This is a genomic window from Sphingobium chungbukense (assembly GCF_001005725.1).
Taxonomy (GTDB): Bacteria; Pseudomonadota; Alphaproteobacteria; order Sphingomonadales; family Sphingomonadaceae; genus Sphingobium; species Sphingobium chungbukense.
Map to the genome: position 1 here is coordinate 38,189 of NZ_LBIC01000010.1, position 14,422 is coordinate 52,610.

The 14,422-nt window shown below is 64.5% G+C and carries 22 protein-coding genes; 21 read left to right on the plus strand and 1 reads right to left on the minus strand.

From position 1 onward, the window contains the following. Window positions 1-86: 86 nt before the first annotated feature. The 18 genes from YP76_RS20055 to YP76_RS20140 all read left to right on the plus strand — a co-directional run bounded on the left by YP76_RS20055 (window position 87) and on the right by YP76_RS20140 (window position 11,834). Window positions 87-605 carry a hypothetical protein gene (locus YP76_RS20055; RefSeq protein WP_046765386.1) on the plus strand — a complete coding sequence of 173 codons (519 nt, stop codon included), beginning with the start codon at window positions 87-89 and terminating at the stop codon, window positions 603-605. Then, complete coding sequence (locus tag YP76_RS20060; RefSeq protein ID WP_046765387.1) at window positions 602-1,072, plus strand: DUF6878 family protein; 471 nt, start codon at window positions 602-604, stop codon at window positions 1,070-1,072. The genes YP76_RS20055 and YP76_RS20060 overlap by 4 nt, the downstream gene beginning before the upstream one ends. 2 nt (window positions 1,073-1,074) lie before the next feature. Beyond that, window positions 1,075-1,467 (plus strand): DUF6915 family protein, encoded by a 393-nt coding sequence (locus YP76_RS20065; RefSeq protein ID WP_046765388.1) that lies wholly within the window; start codon window positions 1,075-1,077, stop codon window positions 1,465-1,467. Between the two features lie 37 nt (window positions 1,468-1,504). After that, the gene (locus tag YP76_RS20070) at window positions 1,505-1,759 is read left to right on the plus strand and encodes a type II toxin-antitoxin system Phd/YefM family antitoxin (RefSeq protein ID WP_332307427.1); all 255 of its coding nucleotides are present in this window, start codon (window positions 1,505-1,507) and stop codon (window positions 1,757-1,759) included. Continuing rightward, window positions 1,759-2,178 carry a type II toxin-antitoxin system VapC family toxin gene (locus YP76_RS20075; RefSeq protein ID WP_046765390.1) on the plus strand — a complete coding sequence of 140 codons (420 nt, stop codon included), beginning with the start codon at window positions 1,759-1,761 and terminating at the stop codon, window positions 2,176-2,178. Before YP76_RS20070 ends, YP76_RS20075 begins: the two co-directional genes overlap by 1 nt. Window positions 2,179-2,276: 98 nt before the next feature. Then, complete coding sequence (locus tag YP76_RS20080; RefSeq protein ID WP_046765391.1) at window positions 2,277-2,591, plus strand: DUF7673 family protein; 315 nt, start codon at window positions 2,277-2,279, stop codon at window positions 2,589-2,591. 61 nt (window positions 2,592-2,652) lie between these two features. After that, entirely contained in the window at window positions 2,653-2,850 is a 198-nt protein-coding gene (locus YP76_RS20085; RefSeq protein WP_046765392.1) for a hypothetical protein, read from the plus strand. A gap of 319 nt (window positions 2,851-3,169) precedes the next feature. After that, the gene (locus YP76_RS20090; protein WP_232307662.1) at window positions 3,170-3,835 is read left to right on the plus strand and encodes a hypothetical protein; all 666 of its coding nucleotides are present in this window, start codon (window positions 3,170-3,172) and stop codon (window positions 3,833-3,835) included. An 11-nt stretch (window positions 3,836-3,846) separates the two neighbouring features. Further along, window positions 3,847-4,131, plus strand: coding sequence for a hypothetical protein (locus YP76_RS20095; RefSeq protein WP_046765394.1), 285 nt, complete (start codon window positions 3,847-3,849; stop codon window positions 4,129-4,131). Window positions 4,132-4,197: 66 nt separating this feature from the next. Next, entirely contained in the window at window positions 4,198-5,136 is a 939-nt protein-coding gene (locus YP76_RS20100) for a hypothetical protein (protein ID WP_046765395.1), read from the plus strand. Between the two features lie 155 nt (window positions 5,137-5,291). After that, window positions 5,292-5,843, plus strand: coding sequence for a DUF736 domain-containing protein (locus YP76_RS20105; RefSeq protein WP_046765396.1), 552 nt, complete (start codon window positions 5,292-5,294; stop codon window positions 5,841-5,843). A 135-nt stretch (window positions 5,844-5,978) separates the two neighbouring features. Continuing rightward, window positions 5,979-7,070: a hypothetical protein gene (locus YP76_RS20110; RefSeq protein ID WP_052757515.1), complete on the plus strand. Its 1,092-nt coding sequence runs from the start codon at window positions 5,979-5,981 to the stop codon at window positions 7,068-7,070. A gap of 655 nt (window positions 7,071-7,725) precedes the next feature. After that, window positions 7,726-8,055: a single-stranded DNA-binding protein gene (locus YP76_RS20115; protein ID WP_046765397.1), complete on the plus strand. Its 330-nt coding sequence runs from the start codon at window positions 7,726-7,728 to the stop codon at window positions 8,053-8,055. Window positions 8,056-8,112: 57 nt separating this feature from the next. Next, window positions 8,113-8,442, plus strand: coding sequence for a hypothetical protein (locus tag YP76_RS20120; RefSeq protein WP_046765398.1), 330 nt, complete (start codon window positions 8,113-8,115; stop codon window positions 8,440-8,442). Between the two features lie 27 nt (window positions 8,443-8,469). Beyond that, window positions 8,470-9,102, plus strand: coding sequence for a hypothetical protein (locus tag YP76_RS20125; RefSeq protein ID WP_046765399.1), 633 nt, complete (start codon window positions 8,470-8,472; stop codon window positions 9,100-9,102). 69 nt (window positions 9,103-9,171) lie between these two features. Continuing rightward, window positions 9,172-9,378, plus strand: a complete 207-nt coding sequence (locus tag YP76_RS20130; protein WP_046765400.1) for a hypothetical protein — start codon at window positions 9,172-9,174, stop codon at window positions 9,376-9,378. 610 nt (window positions 9,379-9,988) lie between these two features. After that, window positions 9,989-11,068, plus strand: a complete 1,080-nt coding sequence (locus YP76_RS20135) for a DUF2493 domain-containing protein (RefSeq protein WP_046765401.1) — start codon at window positions 9,989-9,991, stop codon at window positions 11,066-11,068. Window positions 11,069-11,267: 199 nt separating this feature from the next. Next, complete coding sequence (locus tag YP76_RS20140) at window positions 11,268-11,834, plus strand: hypothetical protein (RefSeq protein ID WP_046765402.1); 567 nt, start codon at window positions 11,268-11,270, stop codon at window positions 11,832-11,834. A 16-nt stretch (window positions 11,835-11,850) separates the two neighbouring features. On the opposite strand, the gene YP76_RS20145 is transcribed toward YP76_RS20140, so the two are convergent. Then, window positions 11,851-12,102: a hypothetical protein gene (locus YP76_RS20145; RefSeq protein WP_052757516.1), complete on the minus strand. Its 252-nt coding sequence runs from the start codon at window positions 12,100-12,102 to the stop codon at window positions 11,851-11,853. Between the two features lie 294 nt (window positions 12,103-12,396). On the opposite strand from YP76_RS20145, the gene YP76_RS27935 reads away from it, so the two are divergent. The 3 genes from YP76_RS27935 (at window position 12,397) to YP76_RS20160 (ending at window position 14,301) form a co-directional block, all read left to right on the plus strand. Beyond that, on the plus strand, window positions 12,397-12,675 hold the full coding sequence (locus YP76_RS27935) for a hypothetical protein (protein WP_157035842.1): 279 nt from the start codon (window positions 12,397-12,399) through the stop codon (window positions 12,673-12,675). Between the two features lie 304 nt (window positions 12,676-12,979). Beyond that, window positions 12,980-13,186, plus strand: a complete 207-nt coding sequence (locus YP76_RS20155) for a hypothetical protein (RefSeq protein ID WP_046765405.1) — start codon at window positions 12,980-12,982, stop codon at window positions 13,184-13,186. A 476-nt stretch (window positions 13,187-13,662) separates the two neighbouring features. After that, on the plus strand, window positions 13,663-14,301 hold the full coding sequence (locus tag YP76_RS20160; RefSeq protein WP_046765545.1) for a hypothetical protein: 639 nt from the start codon (window positions 13,663-13,665) through the stop codon (window positions 14,299-14,301). Window positions 14,302-14,422: the final 121 nt, after the last annotated feature.

Genomic DNA, 14,422 nt, shown 5'->3' on the forward strand with positions numbered 1-14,422 from the left:
TGTCAGCTTCAATCCCGGCCGACCGGCCTGCGGCCGTAGAGAGGAGGGGGAGCGCGGTTCCTGTCCATTCATGACGGGAGACCATAATGTCCGACATCATCGACCTCGGCGGCGCCCCCGCCAACGAGGATTGTGCCCAGCTCGGGCACACCCCCGATTTCGAACGCCTCAACCGGCTCGAGGTCGCCGCTTACCGTGCCGCCGTCATTGCCCGCTTCGGGCCGCCGCCCGACGGCTGCGCGCTCGTGTCGATCACCAACCGGCACGACTTTGGAATCTATTATTCGCTCGGCCTCAAAGTCGATGCCGGAGCCTATCGGCGCGATCCGGCGGTTGCCGCCTATACCGAGGCCGCGCAGGATGGACTCGAAAGCTGGATCGAAGCCGCGTTCGCTCCGCCGGTCCGCTATGCGGACGGCGCCGCGCCAACCGTCGATCGGGACCGTATCGACGACATCGTCACCGGCGCGCTCCTGGCGACGCGGCCCGATGCTGATGGACGGTTCGCCATCCCGGACTTCGCAATCCTTCATCGCAATCTCGCCGCAGCCTATCCCGCCAGCGCCGAGGCCGCGAGCATCCTGACCCAGGAGATCCACGCATGACCCAGCAATCCATTTCCGACCATGCGGCTCCCGAGGCCGAGATCTTCGCGCAGATCCACAACGGTTTTACCGCGGTCCAGGATGTCGAGGCACGCTGCAAGGCCGCCTTCCTTCCGCTGCTGTGTGAGCAGGGCATCACACGCGTGGAAATCCACTATGACGGCGGCGGCGACGAAGGCAGCGTGAGCGATGTTTTCGCTTTTGCCGGTGATACCGCCACGGATCTTCCCGATATCCAGCGCGATCACGTTGCGTTGGAATATAGCGGCAGGATCAGCACCCAGGCCATGTCGCTTGAGGATGCCGTGACCGCGTTCGCCGACAATGCGGTCTGCACCCATCACTCCGGCTGGGAAAATGGGGAAGGGGCCCACGGCACCATCGAGATCGATGTCGCTTCCGGCGCGGTGACGCTCACCCACAATACCCGCTTCATCGACTATGAAACCAGCGAAACGGAGCTTTAGCGATGTCGCATTGCCACTATCACGCGCTCAGTTCGGTCCGGCGCTGGGGCGGCGAGCCGCAAGACTATCTGCCCCTTCACCAGTGGTTCGACGAGTCCAAAAAGATCGTCGCCGATCCCCGTCATCGTGCGCTCCGGCATCATGCCGAGGGCATCTTCATGCTGGAGACGATCTTTGGCGTGACGATCACGAATAGCGCAGGCCGCGTTGTTCCCGTCCGTCTCATCGGTGAGCAGCACGTCACCGAGGATCTCGGCCGCATCCCATCCTTCGCCGATTGGGCGCGGCTGATCCAGCCAATGCCCTGGATGCTGCGCGGCAATCCTACCGGGTCTCCGGGTCTCGACCCGTCCCTTGAAACCGGCATGGCCGTTGCCAAATCGAGGGCATTGTAGTAACATGACTACATTACAGGAAGCCGACATAATGGGAATGACCACGATCTCAAGCCGCGATTTCAACCAGGGGGCGAGTCGCGCCAAGAAGGCAGCGCGTAACGGGCCCGTCTATATCACGGAAAGGGGCAAGCCGACGCATGTCCTGATGACGATCGAAGACTTCCATCGCAGCCAGGGGAAAACTCCGCGGAGCCTGCTGGCCACGCTGGCCCAGCCGGGTGAGGCCGCCGACTTCGAGTTCGAGCCGGGCAAGCTCGGCCAGATCATGAAGCCTGCGGATCTCGATTGATGTTCCTGCTCGATACGAACGTGATTTCGGCCCTGCGCCGGCCCGATCGTCTGCCTCCGGAAGTCGCGGCATGGGCCGACAATGCCGACGTCGACGAATTCTATATCTCGGCCGTCTCCATCCTCGAAATCGAGCAGGGTATCCTTGCCAAGGAGCGGGTCGATACGCCCACCGGCGCCATTCTGCGCACCTGGTTTCAGAACGATGTCCTCACGCCCTTCGCCGATCGCATCGTTCCCATCGACACGGACGTCGCGCTACGCTGCGCGGCGTTGCACGTCCCGGATCCGCAGCCGGAACGCGACGGGCTCATCGCCGCTACCGCTCTCGTCCATTCCATGACCGTCGTGACCCGCAATGTCGGCGACTTCGAGCCTACGGGCGTGGCCTTGCTTAATCCCTGGGCCGGCCAGAACTGATCTGCCTTCCGGGGACATTCAGCATAGCGCTGAATGCCGATCCTTGTCATGATCGATCCCAGCGGCGAGCCAACCAGACGTGCAAGGGAGCCTATACCATGAACACCCTGCCGATCGACCATGACAGCGCAGACGCTGCCGCCCGGCGGCTCTTCACGGTCGCGCGCTCCGACACCGGCCAGGCGCGCCGCGTCGCCAACTTCCTCCTCGCCTGGTGGGATGGCGACGACTGGGGCCATTTTCCCATTACCGATCTGTTCGGTCTCGACCGATCCCTTGCGACCGACATCGCGACCGTCGTCGGCTATCTGGCCCAGCAGCCCGCTGCCGTCTATCCCGACCGCTTCCTGTCGGGCGACGACATGGCGGGGCTGGTTCGTCGCTGGCGCGACGTGGCGGACGAGGCCGCCTGACCGCCCGACGCCTCGACGAACATCCTCGCGCGGTCGTGCAATTTGTCCTATGATTGCAGCTATGGAAGAGCTTGATCCCCACACGCTGCGCGTCGCCGCGTCCCTGATCCGATCGCGCATCGCCACGCTCGGGCTCGATGGCCGTATGGACGGGCTCCAGCGGCTTGGCGCGCAGCGCACGCTCACCCAGCTCGCCGTCGACCTCGAAATTTCAGCCGATCATGTCGGCCCGACACGCCGCCGCCGGCGCACCGCATAATCCAGGTCAGAGCAAAGCGGCAGCCAGCAATAGGGGCAGCCCACTCACATCGGTCAGAACGCTGCCTGACCTTTCCCACCCGTCTCGCCTGAGAACCCGCATCCGGGCAACCGCACGCTCCCAAACGCTTGCGGCACATGTTCCCCCGTCCGCCACGCTCCACCGTTCGCGGTCATAGGCATGACGCGCGCCGGAAAAGGAAAGCAGGAAGGCGGGGCTGGGTCGGGAGATTGTCTCCGAGGCCGATGACGGGCGGGCCGCCGCCTGTCCTGTCCAGCGAGGTCCCAGAATGGCCAACCATTACGTCAAAGCGAGCTTCGTGCTCACCGTCACCGATGCCGAGGCCGCGGTTCTCGCCCTCGTCGACGAAGCGATCGAGATCGTGAGCGATCCCGATATTGAAGACGATGAGCGCACCGCCGCCTTCGGCACGCTCGGCGAAGCCTTCGCCGCCACCTTCCCGCCGACCGAGGCCGACATCTTCGGCGGCTTCCTCGCGATCTTCAGCGATCCTGCCTTTCCGGGCCTCGGCCTTTCGCTGCACATCGATCCCTCCGACGACAGCGGAACACGTCAGGCATCACTCTATGGTGATCAGGTCGACATCGAAGCCACAGCAGCGCTGATCCAGACGGTCGCGAAGTCGGCGCTTCCTTTCGGCTTCGAATATTGCCTCGACTGCGACCGGCTTCGTCCGGGTCAGTTCGGCGGCGGCTATGTCGTCATTCGGGAGGCCGCTCTCGAATTCGGCAGCTCGGCACGATCCCTCGAACGCGCGCTCGAACGCGGACACCGCGAAGGCGTCGATGGCTATGTGCTGACCATCCGCGACCCCGAGGAAGGCATGCTGTTCTGGAACAACGATTCAGGTTTCGGTGAGTTGGCCACCGCCACGGTGTTCTCCGAGGCCGAGGCGAACGGCTACGATATCGTGATCGCGGATGACCAGCCTGAATGGCTCGATCTACCGCCGCCGCTGGCCTGACGAGATCGCGCATGCGTTATCTGGTCGCCCTCTACGAGATCGATCGTGCCTATGGCGGGCCCGAAGAAGGAGGCTGGTGGTTCGACACGGGCGAGCTTGTCCGGCTGCTTGCGCTCGCACCAACCGAGGCGCGGGCACAGGCCCTGGCCGAACGCGCCAATCGCCTTCTCGACCGTCTCCAGCGCCACCGCCGCCATGTCGATTCCGTGCTCTATGACGGCGGCCGCTTCACGGCGATCGTCTATGAGTGGACCGCGCCGGCGGCCTTCCCGGAAACCCGTCCGCAATACGCCTGAACTGCGTTTGCGCCGACCCACAATCATACCCGGCCGAAAGGCCGGCCCGCTAGAGAGGGCTTTTCCATGTCCACCTATCATGTCGTCCTCAAGGCCACGGTTCCGGACCGGATTCTCGACTCCACCAAGGCAGAAAGCGAACTGCGCGCAAGAAGCTGGCTGCTTTCGCAAAGCTGGTATGAACGCCGCCAGATCGCATGGCAACCGACGATCACTCCGATATCCGGGCGCAGCCAGTCGCCAATCCGGCATGACGCCCAGCTCGACCTCGATTGCCCGCGCACCGCCCAGCCACGAACCGGTTCGCTGACACTGTCCATCAAGGTCGCGGTGATCAACGGCGAAGATCCTCTCGCGAAGGCGCAACGGGTGCTCGATCTTCCGGGATGCGGTCCGGCACTGACGCGCGCGGTCAAGCCCGACGATCCGCTCGAACGCGGCTCCTTCTCTTCCTTGCGGAGCAATTCGGTGATCGGACCGGTTCCGCCTGAATGGCCGATCGACCGCATGCTCACCGCCTATTCCTCTCATCTCGGCAGCTATGGGCAAGGCGGCGTCGGTCTCTCTGGCTGGCAATGCAATGGCGGCTCCTGGATCGTGTTGCCGCTCAAATATTCGGACGGGTGGATCTGGCTCACCCGTGAGCAAATCACCCCCGCATCGGATTACTGGACCCTCGGCATCGACCTCGACCAGCGCATTCTGGGCGTCCATCCCAAGGACCTGGCCGACTTTCCGCCTTGGGAACATTGCTACGCCGGGCACGGCCAGATCCTCGATCTTCCTGACTTCGCACGCGAAAAGGCAACGATATCGCGGTTCGAAGCCGACAATGGCGGCTTCGTTCTCGAAGCGGTCAACGGCCTCACACGCTGGCGCTTTGCCATGGGCGACGACCTTCCCCGTCCGGTCTGGGCAGGGTCACGCGAGCCCCGGCATCTCTACGAAGGAGAGTCGGTCGCACGCGCCTTCGTGCTGACTCACGACTGCTATCTCGACGTCTGAACCGGGAACCCCGCGAAGCACGACCCGAGGCCGCTGAAGCGGGCCTCGGATGTGGCGCTTGCGCGCCTGCTCGGCCGAACGGCCGAGGAGAGGAGGGGGAGGGAGGAAGTTGGCTCGGACACGGTGTTCGAGACCGGCTTTCAGGAGACCTTCCCATGAACATCGGTTCGATCAAGCAGAATGACGCGGGCATTTTCGTCGGCAAGATCGCGACGTTGGCGATCGCCATGACGATCGCGCTGCGCGAGGTGCACTCGACCAATCCGAAGGCGCCCAAGTTCGAGGTTCTGGCGCTGTCGGCGTCGCGGGCGTGGGTGCAGGTGGGTGCGCTGTTCGAGCTGTTCGCGAACGGCACGGGCGAAGCGTTCCTCAACGGCAAGATCGAGGACCCGAGCCTGGCGGCGCCGCTTTACATCTCGGCGTTCCGTCAGGACGACGGCAGCTACAACGTGGTGTGGTCGCGTCCGACGCGCCGGCGGGATCTGGCGGCGGAGATGGCGCCCAAGACCGACGAGGGCCTGCCGCCGCTGCCCGGCGCCGACGAAACCGCCGGCCCCGCCACTCAGCCCGCCGAACAGGGCCTCGGCCAATCCTCCGCCGAACACAGCTTCGGGTCGACGCCGCAGGAGGGCAGTCGCCGCCAGCGCCGCCAGCGGGCCAGCGAATCCTCGCCCGAGACGGTGGAGGCCGAAGAACCCGTCGCCTGATATCCCCCCGTGCCCGGTCCGCCGCCTCCCGGCCGGGCACACCCCTCAGGGCTCGTCTCGCATCCCCCGCGAGGCGGGCCCTGTTTCTTTTTGGTCATACGGACCGGAGCGCCGGTTCTCAGGAAGGAGCCCTTCGTGCCCCCACAGCCCCACGACATAACCCAATCGTCTTGCAGCCTCACCGCCGATTTCGTCGCGCTCAGCAGCGCCGAGATCGTCTCCGCCGAGGACTGCGCAGGGACATTCTGGGCCGGCGACGGAAGCCGGGAACCCATGCTGGACGACGATTGCCTTGTCGCCCGCCACGTCGTGCCGTTCGGCAGCTTTCCCTGGCACGTCTGGCATCGCATCGCTTCAGAGGTCCTCAGCGAGCCCTATGATCTGCACGATGCCACGCAAATCGACCGCCTGCTCCAGCAGCGCGGGCTATTTCCGCGCGACGGCGCGTCATCGCCGCAATGGGTCGCACTCTATCAGACCAATCTTTCGACCCTGCTCGAACGGCAGCAGGATCAAGACTCCGCCGCCCGACTGATCTCGCAACTGCGCGTGGACGTGCTCGATTCAACCACGCACCCGTTCGAACCCGACTATTATGTCGATGCGCGCGGGATCACCGCCGAACAATGGGAAGCCGTGTCGGTCCTGGTCTTCCAGCAAGCCTATACCGATCAGGAGGGCAGGCCGTTCGATCTGATCTTCGATCGGCCCGATCTCACGACCGGCACCCCTTCCGGCCGGGCATTTGCCGCGCTTCGAGAGCTTCAGAACGCCCTGTCGGAATACCAGCCGGAGCCCGCCGACAGCGCAACATTCGAAACCTACACCGCAGCGTTGGCGCAAGTGCTGGCAGATTCTCCGGATTGCACCCAGTTCCCGTTCGACCGTTCGACCGAGGCATTCGCCATCCTGGCCGCATTCGTCGAGCAGCGTCACCCCGCTTGGCTCAATGCTCTTCAGGTCTCCCCTACCATCGGCGATCTTCGTCCTGTTCCGCCCGCGTGGACTGGCAAGGTAGAGATCGCCGGACTGCGTCACGATCCTGATGCGCGGACCCGCGTGTCCGACCCGGGTGAGGTTCCGGCCGCTTATGGCATTTATGCCGAGCGGGACGACGGCTCGCTCGCATGGCTCGGAACGACAACGACGCTTGCCGAGGCAGCGGGACTCAAGCGCAAGCTTGAAACCATATCTGCCGTTGTCGCACAATCTACTTCATCGGGCTGAGCACGGCGCTATTCGATGGTGAATACGGTCCGCGCCCCCCGGGGTTCAGGAAGCGGACCGCCCATCCGCCTCGTGCCAGCCAGTGGATGATGCTCGCGCGCTTCGGCGTCTCCTCGACGCGGCATCGCTCACTTGCGGGCCTATCCAGCCGACCGTCGCCTGCGCCCGTCTGCTTGTGCCCGGAACCGGACCGGGCCACCCGATCCCTCCAAAGTCCCGGCCGCCTGTTGGTGGAGCGGGTTTCGCAATCCCCGTTCTGCCGTCCCTCGCCCTCTTATCGCGCCCGCCCGCCGCCGGTGACGGCAGGCTCTTCCGCCAACCCTGTCCATCGGCACCTGGTGATGGCGTCCGCCGTGCCCCGGCCCATCACCGACAAGGCACATTGTCCATACCCGCGCCCCTCCCGACACCCCAGCAGGCCACCCGCTTGGAGGGATGAAAGCTGCACCCGCGCGGGGCCGCCGCAACCTCAATTTTCCGACCGTGTTGACGGCCTGACGGCCGCCTGCCCGCACCACTCGAAAAATTCAGGTTCCCCCTCGCTGGCCGGGCCCAGGCCCGGCCGTTCGGGTGCGCCGGCCCCTCGTTCGCGGGCCGCAGTCCTTTTTCATCCCAGCGGGGTCGGCCCGCTGGCGGGATCGAAAAGGACACGCACATGAACAAGGTTATTCTCTCAGGCCGGATCACATCGGACATCACCACCTTCGGCACCGAGTCCAAGGGCGGCACGAGCTTCACGCTCGTCACCAGCAAGCCGGTCATTCGCGACGGCGAGGTCCAGAAGGACGAGAACGGCTACACCGAGACCTACGACGCCTTCCATACGATCAAGGCCTTCAACGGGCTCGGCAAGTCGGTCGCGCGGCACAAGAAGAAGGGCGACAAGCTGCTGGTGGTCGGCGAGATCCGCTACAGCCGCAACGAGCACAACGGCCGCACCTACTACAACACCGACATCATCGCCGAGGAAATCGAATTCCTCTGACCGCCCTCTCGGGCGGTCGCGCGCGGCCGCCCTCCACCTTCCCGATGGAGAGCACAGATGTTCAATCTCACCAGCTTCGACGATATCGCCGAAATCACCGGCGGCATCGAGATCACCAACCCCTGCATGGTCGAGCGTATCCGCCGCGCGGCCGATGGCCTCAACCGCCACGAGATCGCTGCGCGCCTGGCAGACGCGATCACCGACGCCGCCGATGCCGCGCACACCCGCCGCTGGCAGGAGCAGGCCTATGGGCAGGCCAGCCCCGACGCGATCGTCGATCAGGAATACCATGACGATTTGGTCTTGGCATGGACCCTTGTCGCGGCCGAGAACCAGCCCATGAACCTCGCATCCCTCTTCGCGCACGACGGGTCGGTCCACTGACTCGTCGCCTTCCCGAAGGATCACTTCATGACCGCTTCCCTCCCAGACCATAGCCTGGTCATTCAATGCCGCGGCCTGATAATTCATCATCGCGATCATTGGTGGCTGGTCGAATTTCCCCATCTCAAACGCGATCTTCAACGCCATCGCCATCCGGCACGCGCCTATTTGCTCTCGGGCAGGATCACAACAGAGTTCGCGAAGCGGGCCGGACTGGAAACCGGGCCGCGCATTCTTCTCCCTAGTGTCGCCATGCTCCATCCGGACCAAACCTGCTGGGCGGGCAACTTCGAACTTCGACCGACGATCGCAACCGCGAAGCCTGATCAGATCGACTACGACATCAACGCGCACGTCTTTCACGGCTCGGCCGACGAGCTTGAAGAGCGGCTCGCCCGCGCGATGATCGAGATCACGCTGTTCCCGATCCCCATGGAATTCACCTCGGTCTTCACAGCGCTCCCGGATGAAGACGTGCCGGTGCTCGCCATCCGGGTAAGCAGCTATGTCTGCGCGACCTTCGAACTTCTCACCGCCCGCTACATGCCGACATACCGGCCGCGCTCGCCGTGGCGTGACATCTCCAACGAATCCGTATTCGACAGCGGCGCCGAAGTCCTCGGATGGATGCACGCCGACGACTGGATTCGGCCGCGGTGAACCACCGGTCGCGGGCCGCCCGCGCGGCTGCCCGCGACGCTTTCTCCCGCCACCTGGACGGAGCCAGCCATGATCATCTTCACCGCCCGTGCCGACACCGCCGAGAATGTCCGCGACACCTGCTTCCAGGCGGCGGAATTGTGCAACCGCCTCGATATCGGCATCGACCTCACGATTGGCGGCCATAAGATCGAGGTTCGCCAAGGCTCGCACCCCTATAATCTCGAACAAGCCTATGCGCGCGCCGTCCGCGAGGCAGAAGCCGGCAACAGCTAGACGCCGGCCACCCGACGACCGTTGCCGCCGCATCCCCCATCCATCCCCACCTGCGGCGGATGAAGGGAAGGGGGAGGCATTCTCCTGTCCACATGATGGGAGAAAGCAGCCTGCATCGAGCAGGGCCTGAACCTTGCCGGGCATCCGACAATCCGAAGCGAACGTCCAAGCTATTGGCGCATCCCGTCCTTCGCTTGAGCGAAGAACGGGACCGGGGCTCTATTCGCTAAGCCGCCGCCCGCTCTATCGAGCGGACCCCGGCTAACCTCACGGAGCCGAAGCACGCTTCGTCTCCGCCCTGCGGGTTACGATCCCGCTTGCGGGCTCCGCCAGGGAAGGCGTGTCCAATATCAATAACTCCTATCTCTTCCTAGTTTGGCATGCGGGGATACGCGCCCGTCAAGGATGAGCGGTCCCCCCAATTTTCACGGTGCCGCCGTCTGCGCTGCGCTGGCCGTCAGCCACGAGAAAATCGGTTCCCCCGCTCGGCGTTAACCGGGGTCCGGCCACGGCCGGCTTCCCGGTTAACGTCCCTGACCGGCGCGACCACCGCATGCCCCCTGAGTGCCCTCATCGTGTGGATGAGAAAATCCAAACATTCGAGGCACTTATGTCCAAGAAATTCGCGAACTTCGCCGATCTCGCCAGCTTCATCGCCAGCGAAACAGACAACCACGACCGCTCCTCCACCTACGAGCACGCTTTCATCGAATATGACGAGCGCGCGAAGCTCTCGCCGGTCGATGAGGCCGAGCAGCTCGACATGCCGGATCCAGAGCAGGCGCGCGCCGCGGTCCAGATGATCATCCAGACCATCTTCGACGTGCTGCGCGACACCCGGATGGCGCCTTACGCTTCCCAACTCTCATGGGGCTTCGTCAACAGCTTCCACGTCGTCGCCAAGCGCATCAACGACCAAGAGGACGATGCGGCCAAGGAACTCGGCGAACTCGCGCGCCACTTCGATCCTTCCGAAATCTACGCCGTCCAGCTCGAAGAAGCCCAGCTGCTCTGCAAAACGCTGGAGGGCTGCCGCAAGGCTCTCGAATGCATGCGCGACCATGCCGGCGAGGTCCATCGCGCCGAAACAGGCCGACCCTATTCGCCGACGCGCGGTAGCCGCGTCTCGCAGGGCGTCACCGCGTCGATGATCGACGCCCGCAATTACATGGCAGAGCGCATACGCGAGCGGCGCGAGCAGCTCGCACCGACCGGACCCGTTGTGGTCTTCTCCGGCGGGCAGCAGTGGGAAGATCACGAACTGCTCTGGCGGGGCCTCGACTCCATCAAGGCGCGGATCCCCGAAATGATCCTTGTCACCACGGCGCAGACCAAGGGCTGCGACGCGATCGCGCAGGCCTGGGCTGCCGCGCGCGGCGTCAAGGTCATCCTCTACCGCCTCAACCGGACCTACGGGAACAGAGCGCCCTTCATCCGCAACGACGAGATGCTCAAGCTGAAGCCCGTCGAGGCCGTCGTGTGCGAAGGATCGGGCATCCAGATGAACCTCGCCCAGAAGCTGCGACAGGCTGGCGTCCCGCTTCATGTCGTCAAGGCCGATCATCAGACCAAGGTCCAGCGCGCCCCGGCCCGGACCAACGGCCCCAAGTCCCGCGACGAGTTCGACCCGTGGACGCAGGCCGACTATTATGAAGCGATGGTCAACGGCGGCGGCGGTCGCAGGCGCTAAAGCCGCTTCGGAGAGGTTCCGGCTTCGGCCGGGACCTCTTCTCTCTTTTTCTCCGGAGATGCGGCGCGCGCGGGCATCGAACCCGCGCGCGCCGCGGCCGGACCGGCATCGCCGGGGCGAGATCGCCGCGCGGCGGTCAGGCGTCCGCCGAAAAGAAAAGAGGGGAGGAACGGGGCGACCAGTCGAGGAGACAAAGCCCGTGACTATCCTGTTCCGCATCATGGATCCCGCCGACAACGGGACGTCGCCGACCGCCGTCATCACGGCCCGCCAACTCGCGACCTTCCGCCGCTATCTTCGCGCCGAAGGGGACCGCCTCGGCATCGCGCTGCTCGACCCCGACGAATATCTAGGCAACAGCTTCGAGGTTCGCGTCTGTCCGCTCGCGCTTGCCGCAGTCACCCGCCCCTTCGATCATGATCCCGCCGTGATCGCCGTCATCGAGGAAGCCCAGTTCCGGGGGCGGCGCGTCTCGGTCCACCACAGCGCGGAGGATGCCCGCATCACGCTCGGCATCGCGCTTACATCCGACCAGGCCGTCGAACTCGATCTCGCCTATGGCAACGCCTATGCCCTGCTCGAAGCTCTCGCCATCGAGGCGGAAAGCGTCGGCGACATCGCCGTTGGCCTGCTACGCGCTCGCCTCTCCGATCCGGCGACGCCGAGCCGGGCGACCCTGCGCGGTGTCGACCACTATCTGCCCCGGCTCGAACGGCTCATCGCGAGCGCCGGTGGACGCGAGGATGCCCGCATCGCATGGGCCTGATGACAAGCTCGCCCAATCAATTCCTGACGGGTGAACCGGCCTCCGCGCGCGGCTTGAGGAGGCTTTCGATCGCCGCCTGCAAAAGTTCGCGGGCCTGCGTCTCGCCGGTATCCTCAAGCGCGTCCTTGGCCTCGCGCATCAGGACGAGAGCGACGGTCTTTCCCACCAATGGATCGCTCACCGCCGGACTGGCTTCATCCGCCAGTTCGTCGGCACGCGATGCGCGCCTTGCAGGGCGCGGCATCGTCCCTTGATCCGGTTTGCCCATTCCCATGCTCCCGGCCGTGCCCTTGCCTAAACTCCCTCGCGCCAGGGCGCGGGGGAGCCGGGGCTGGTAACACGTCGAGACATGCGCCTACGCTTTTAGCACCGAGGCACCTGGACATATGCGCAGGCACCCCGGCGTGAAGTCACACCGAGCTGCCTTTCTCGACGGGATTACCAGTCCCGGCACCACGGCCTTCGTGGCACAACCCGCCGCCTATCACAGACATGTGAGCATACCAAGACGCCGCGTTGCCCAAGCGGCAGCGAACGATGCTCAACATCAGGAACCGTGCCTATGCGCGAACCGATCTCCTATGCCGACAAGCTTTGCCGCGAGCTTCTTGCGCTCGACCGTGAAGAGGACGCCATGCGTCGAATCCTGGCATCCCACGACCGGTTTCTCGACGCTATCGACTGGACCTCCATGACGCGCAGCGACCGCCGACGCGCGGAACATCACGGTGAGACGCTTCGACTTCATCTGGACCGGGTTAGCCACGCGATCGATCAGCGCATATTCGAACTCATCCACAGAAAAGAGGACGATCCCGACGCTTCCGGTCGTCTCCATTGAAAGGGCTTTGCTGTTAACCCCGAACGCCCATGCGGGGTTCGGGGGCAAAGCAGCACGCGCTCTCAACATCTCGGCATCAGGCTGAGCTTCATCGCCACATCATGACGCTGGGTGTTCCTCGGCCGTCAAGGATCAGCGGTCCCCCCAATTTTGCCGCCGCCTCGCTGCGCTCCCCGCAACAAAATCGGCTCCCCCGCTGCCCGCTGCGCGGCGGCTTCGCCGTCCCTGACTGCCTCAACACCGCGTCGCGATGCGTCCATCCTCATCTGATGAAGGTGAGGAGCGCCAATCGATGGAGGCTCACATGCACGATTTCGACGAAACCCTCGCCAAGATGTTCAACGCCCCGATCTGCCCGGCCTGCGCCACTCCCTACGACCCGAAGCACTATGATTTCGACGAGAACCGCGCCTGCTGCCCCAACTGCCACACCCACTATGACGTGCCCAGCGACCATGTCCCGGATATCCCGGACGACATGCTGGACATCGGCAATATCTGGGACGACTGATCGGCGTCAGGGACGGGGCCTTGCGCTCGGTCCCCTTCTTGCGTCGCTGATCTCATGGTCCGGCTCGCTCGCGTGCCGCGCGGCCCCTTCGGTCCGCACGCCGCTACGCCTTGCCGATGCTCTCCCCCTGCCGCGCTCGGCCGATCCGCACCCACGCAGTCAGCAGTGCTTTGCTGTTAACCCCGGTCCTTGCGGACCCGGGGGCAAAGCAGCGCGCTCTCAACATCTCGGCATCAGACGAAGCTTCATCGCCATATCGTGACGCTGGGTGTTCCTCGGCCGTCAAGGATCAGCGGTCCCCCCAATTCTCACGCGACCGCCGCCTGCGCTGCGCTTGTCGTCGTCCACGAGAGAATTGGTTCCCCCGCTGCCCGCTACGCGGCGGCTTCGCCGTCCCTGACTGCCTCAACACCGCGTCCAGATGCCTTCATCCTTATCTGATCGAGATGAGGAGCGCCCGAGTGATGGAGGCTCACATGACCAAAATGAAATCTTACGCTGCCCGCATCGTCGAACCCCACGAGCCGCGCTACTGGACCGCGCAAGCGACCGGCTTCCGCCTCATTCGCCTGCTCGACAAATACCTCATCCTCACCCACATGTGCGGGCGCTCGATCACCGTCGCGCGAACCAGCGACGAACGAAAATTCTTCACGCAAGAGTTTCATCGCGTCAACGGCATCGCGAAGCGGATCGCACGCCAGATCGGCCACTCCAACGGCTATACAATCTTGCGTGCGCGGGCCGTTGACAGCCCAGCTTATCGCGTCGTGGTCGAACACGAAGTCATCGCCCTCGCCGCGGAATTCTGCATCGAAAAGACGCCGCAGTTCCTCGCCCTTCAGCAATTCCGGGCGGACGTGGAACGGCTCGCCAATGAGGAGATGCGGGCGACCGCTGGCGCATCCTACGAACTCTATGCCCGCCAGTTCAGCGCGGGATGTGCGCGCACCATCGACGACCTCGATCCGCAGCTCCAGCCCTACGCCGTCGCGATCGCTCTCTATCACGGCTATATCGAGGACGAGGACGAGCGCTATGCCGACTTCGGTCCGGGCTATTGCTCTCTCAGCGGCATCGATGAAGAATATTGCCACTGCGGTCGGCATCCCTGACCGACAGCCGGGACCGGGCTTCGTGCTCGGTCCCTTTATTTCCGCAGCCGGGCTCTCTGTCCCAGCTCGCTCGCGTGCCGCGCGGACCCTTCGGTCCGCACGCCGCTACGCCTTGCCGCAG

Bases quoted from the DNA above. Each gene is read 5' to 3' on its own strand.
- YP76_RS20085 (WP_046765392.1), top strand. From the start codon at position 2,653: ATGGAAGAGCTTGATCCCCACACGCTGCGCGTCGCCGCGTCCCTGATC.
- YP76_RS20055 (WP_046765386.1), top strand. From the start codon at position 87: ATGTCCGACATCATCGACCTCGGCGGCGCCCCCGCCAACGAGGATTGT.
- YP76_RS20135 (WP_046765401.1), top strand. From the start codon at position 9,989: ATGTCCAAGAAATTCGCGAACTTCGCCGATCTCGCCAGCTTCATCGCC.
- YP76_RS20115 (WP_046765397.1), top strand. From the start codon at position 7,726: ATGAACAAGGTTATTCTCTCAGGCCGGATCACATCGGACATCACCACC.
- YP76_RS20145 (WP_052757516.1), bottom strand. From the start codon at position 12,102: ATGGGCAAACCGGATCAAGGGACGATGCCGCGCCCTGCAAGGCGCGCA.
- YP76_RS20095 (WP_046765394.1), top strand. From the start codon at position 3,847: ATGCGTTATCTGGTCGCCCTCTACGAGATCGATCGTGCCTATGGCGGG.
- YP76_RS20130 (WP_046765400.1), top strand. From the start codon at position 9,172: ATGATCATCTTCACCGCCCGTGCCGACACCGCCGAGAATGTCCGCGAC.
- YP76_RS20155 (WP_046765405.1), top strand. From the start codon at position 12,980: ATGCACGATTTCGACGAAACCCTCGCCAAGATGTTCAACGCCCCGATC.
- YP76_RS20060 (WP_046765387.1), top strand. From the start codon at position 602: ATGACCCAGCAATCCATTTCCGACCATGCGGCTCCCGAGGCCGAGATC.
- YP76_RS20125 (WP_046765399.1), top strand. From the start codon at position 8,470: ATGACCGCTTCCCTCCCAGACCATAGCCTGGTCATTCAATGCCGCGGC.
- YP76_RS20075 (WP_046765390.1), top strand. From the start codon at position 1,759: ATGTTCCTGCTCGATACGAACGTGATTTCGGCCCTGCGCCGGCCCGAT.
- YP76_RS20105 (WP_046765396.1), top strand. From the start codon at position 5,292: ATGAACATCGGTTCGATCAAGCAGAATGACGCGGGCATTTTCGTCGGC.
- YP76_RS20070 (WP_332307427.1), top strand. From the start codon at position 1,505: ATGACCACGATCTCAAGCCGCGATTTCAACCAGGGGGCGAGTCGCGCC.
- YP76_RS27935 (WP_157035842.1), top strand. From the start codon at position 12,397: ATGCGCGAACCGATCTCCTATGCCGACAAGCTTTGCCGCGAGCTTCTT.
- YP76_RS20100 (WP_046765395.1), top strand. From the start codon at position 4,198: ATGTCCACCTATCATGTCGTCCTCAAGGCCACGGTTCCGGACCGGATT.
- YP76_RS20120 (WP_046765398.1), top strand. From the start codon at position 8,113: ATGTTCAATCTCACCAGCTTCGACGATATCGCCGAAATCACCGGCGGC.
- YP76_RS20080 (WP_046765391.1), top strand. From the start codon at position 2,277: ATGAACACCCTGCCGATCGACCATGACAGCGCAGACGCTGCCGCCCGG.
- YP76_RS20160 (WP_046765545.1), top strand. From the start codon at position 13,663: ATGACCAAAATGAAATCTTACGCTGCCCGCATCGTCGAACCCCACGAG.
- YP76_RS20065 (WP_046765388.1), top strand. From the start codon at position 1,075: ATGTCGCATTGCCACTATCACGCGCTCAGTTCGGTCCGGCGCTGGGGC.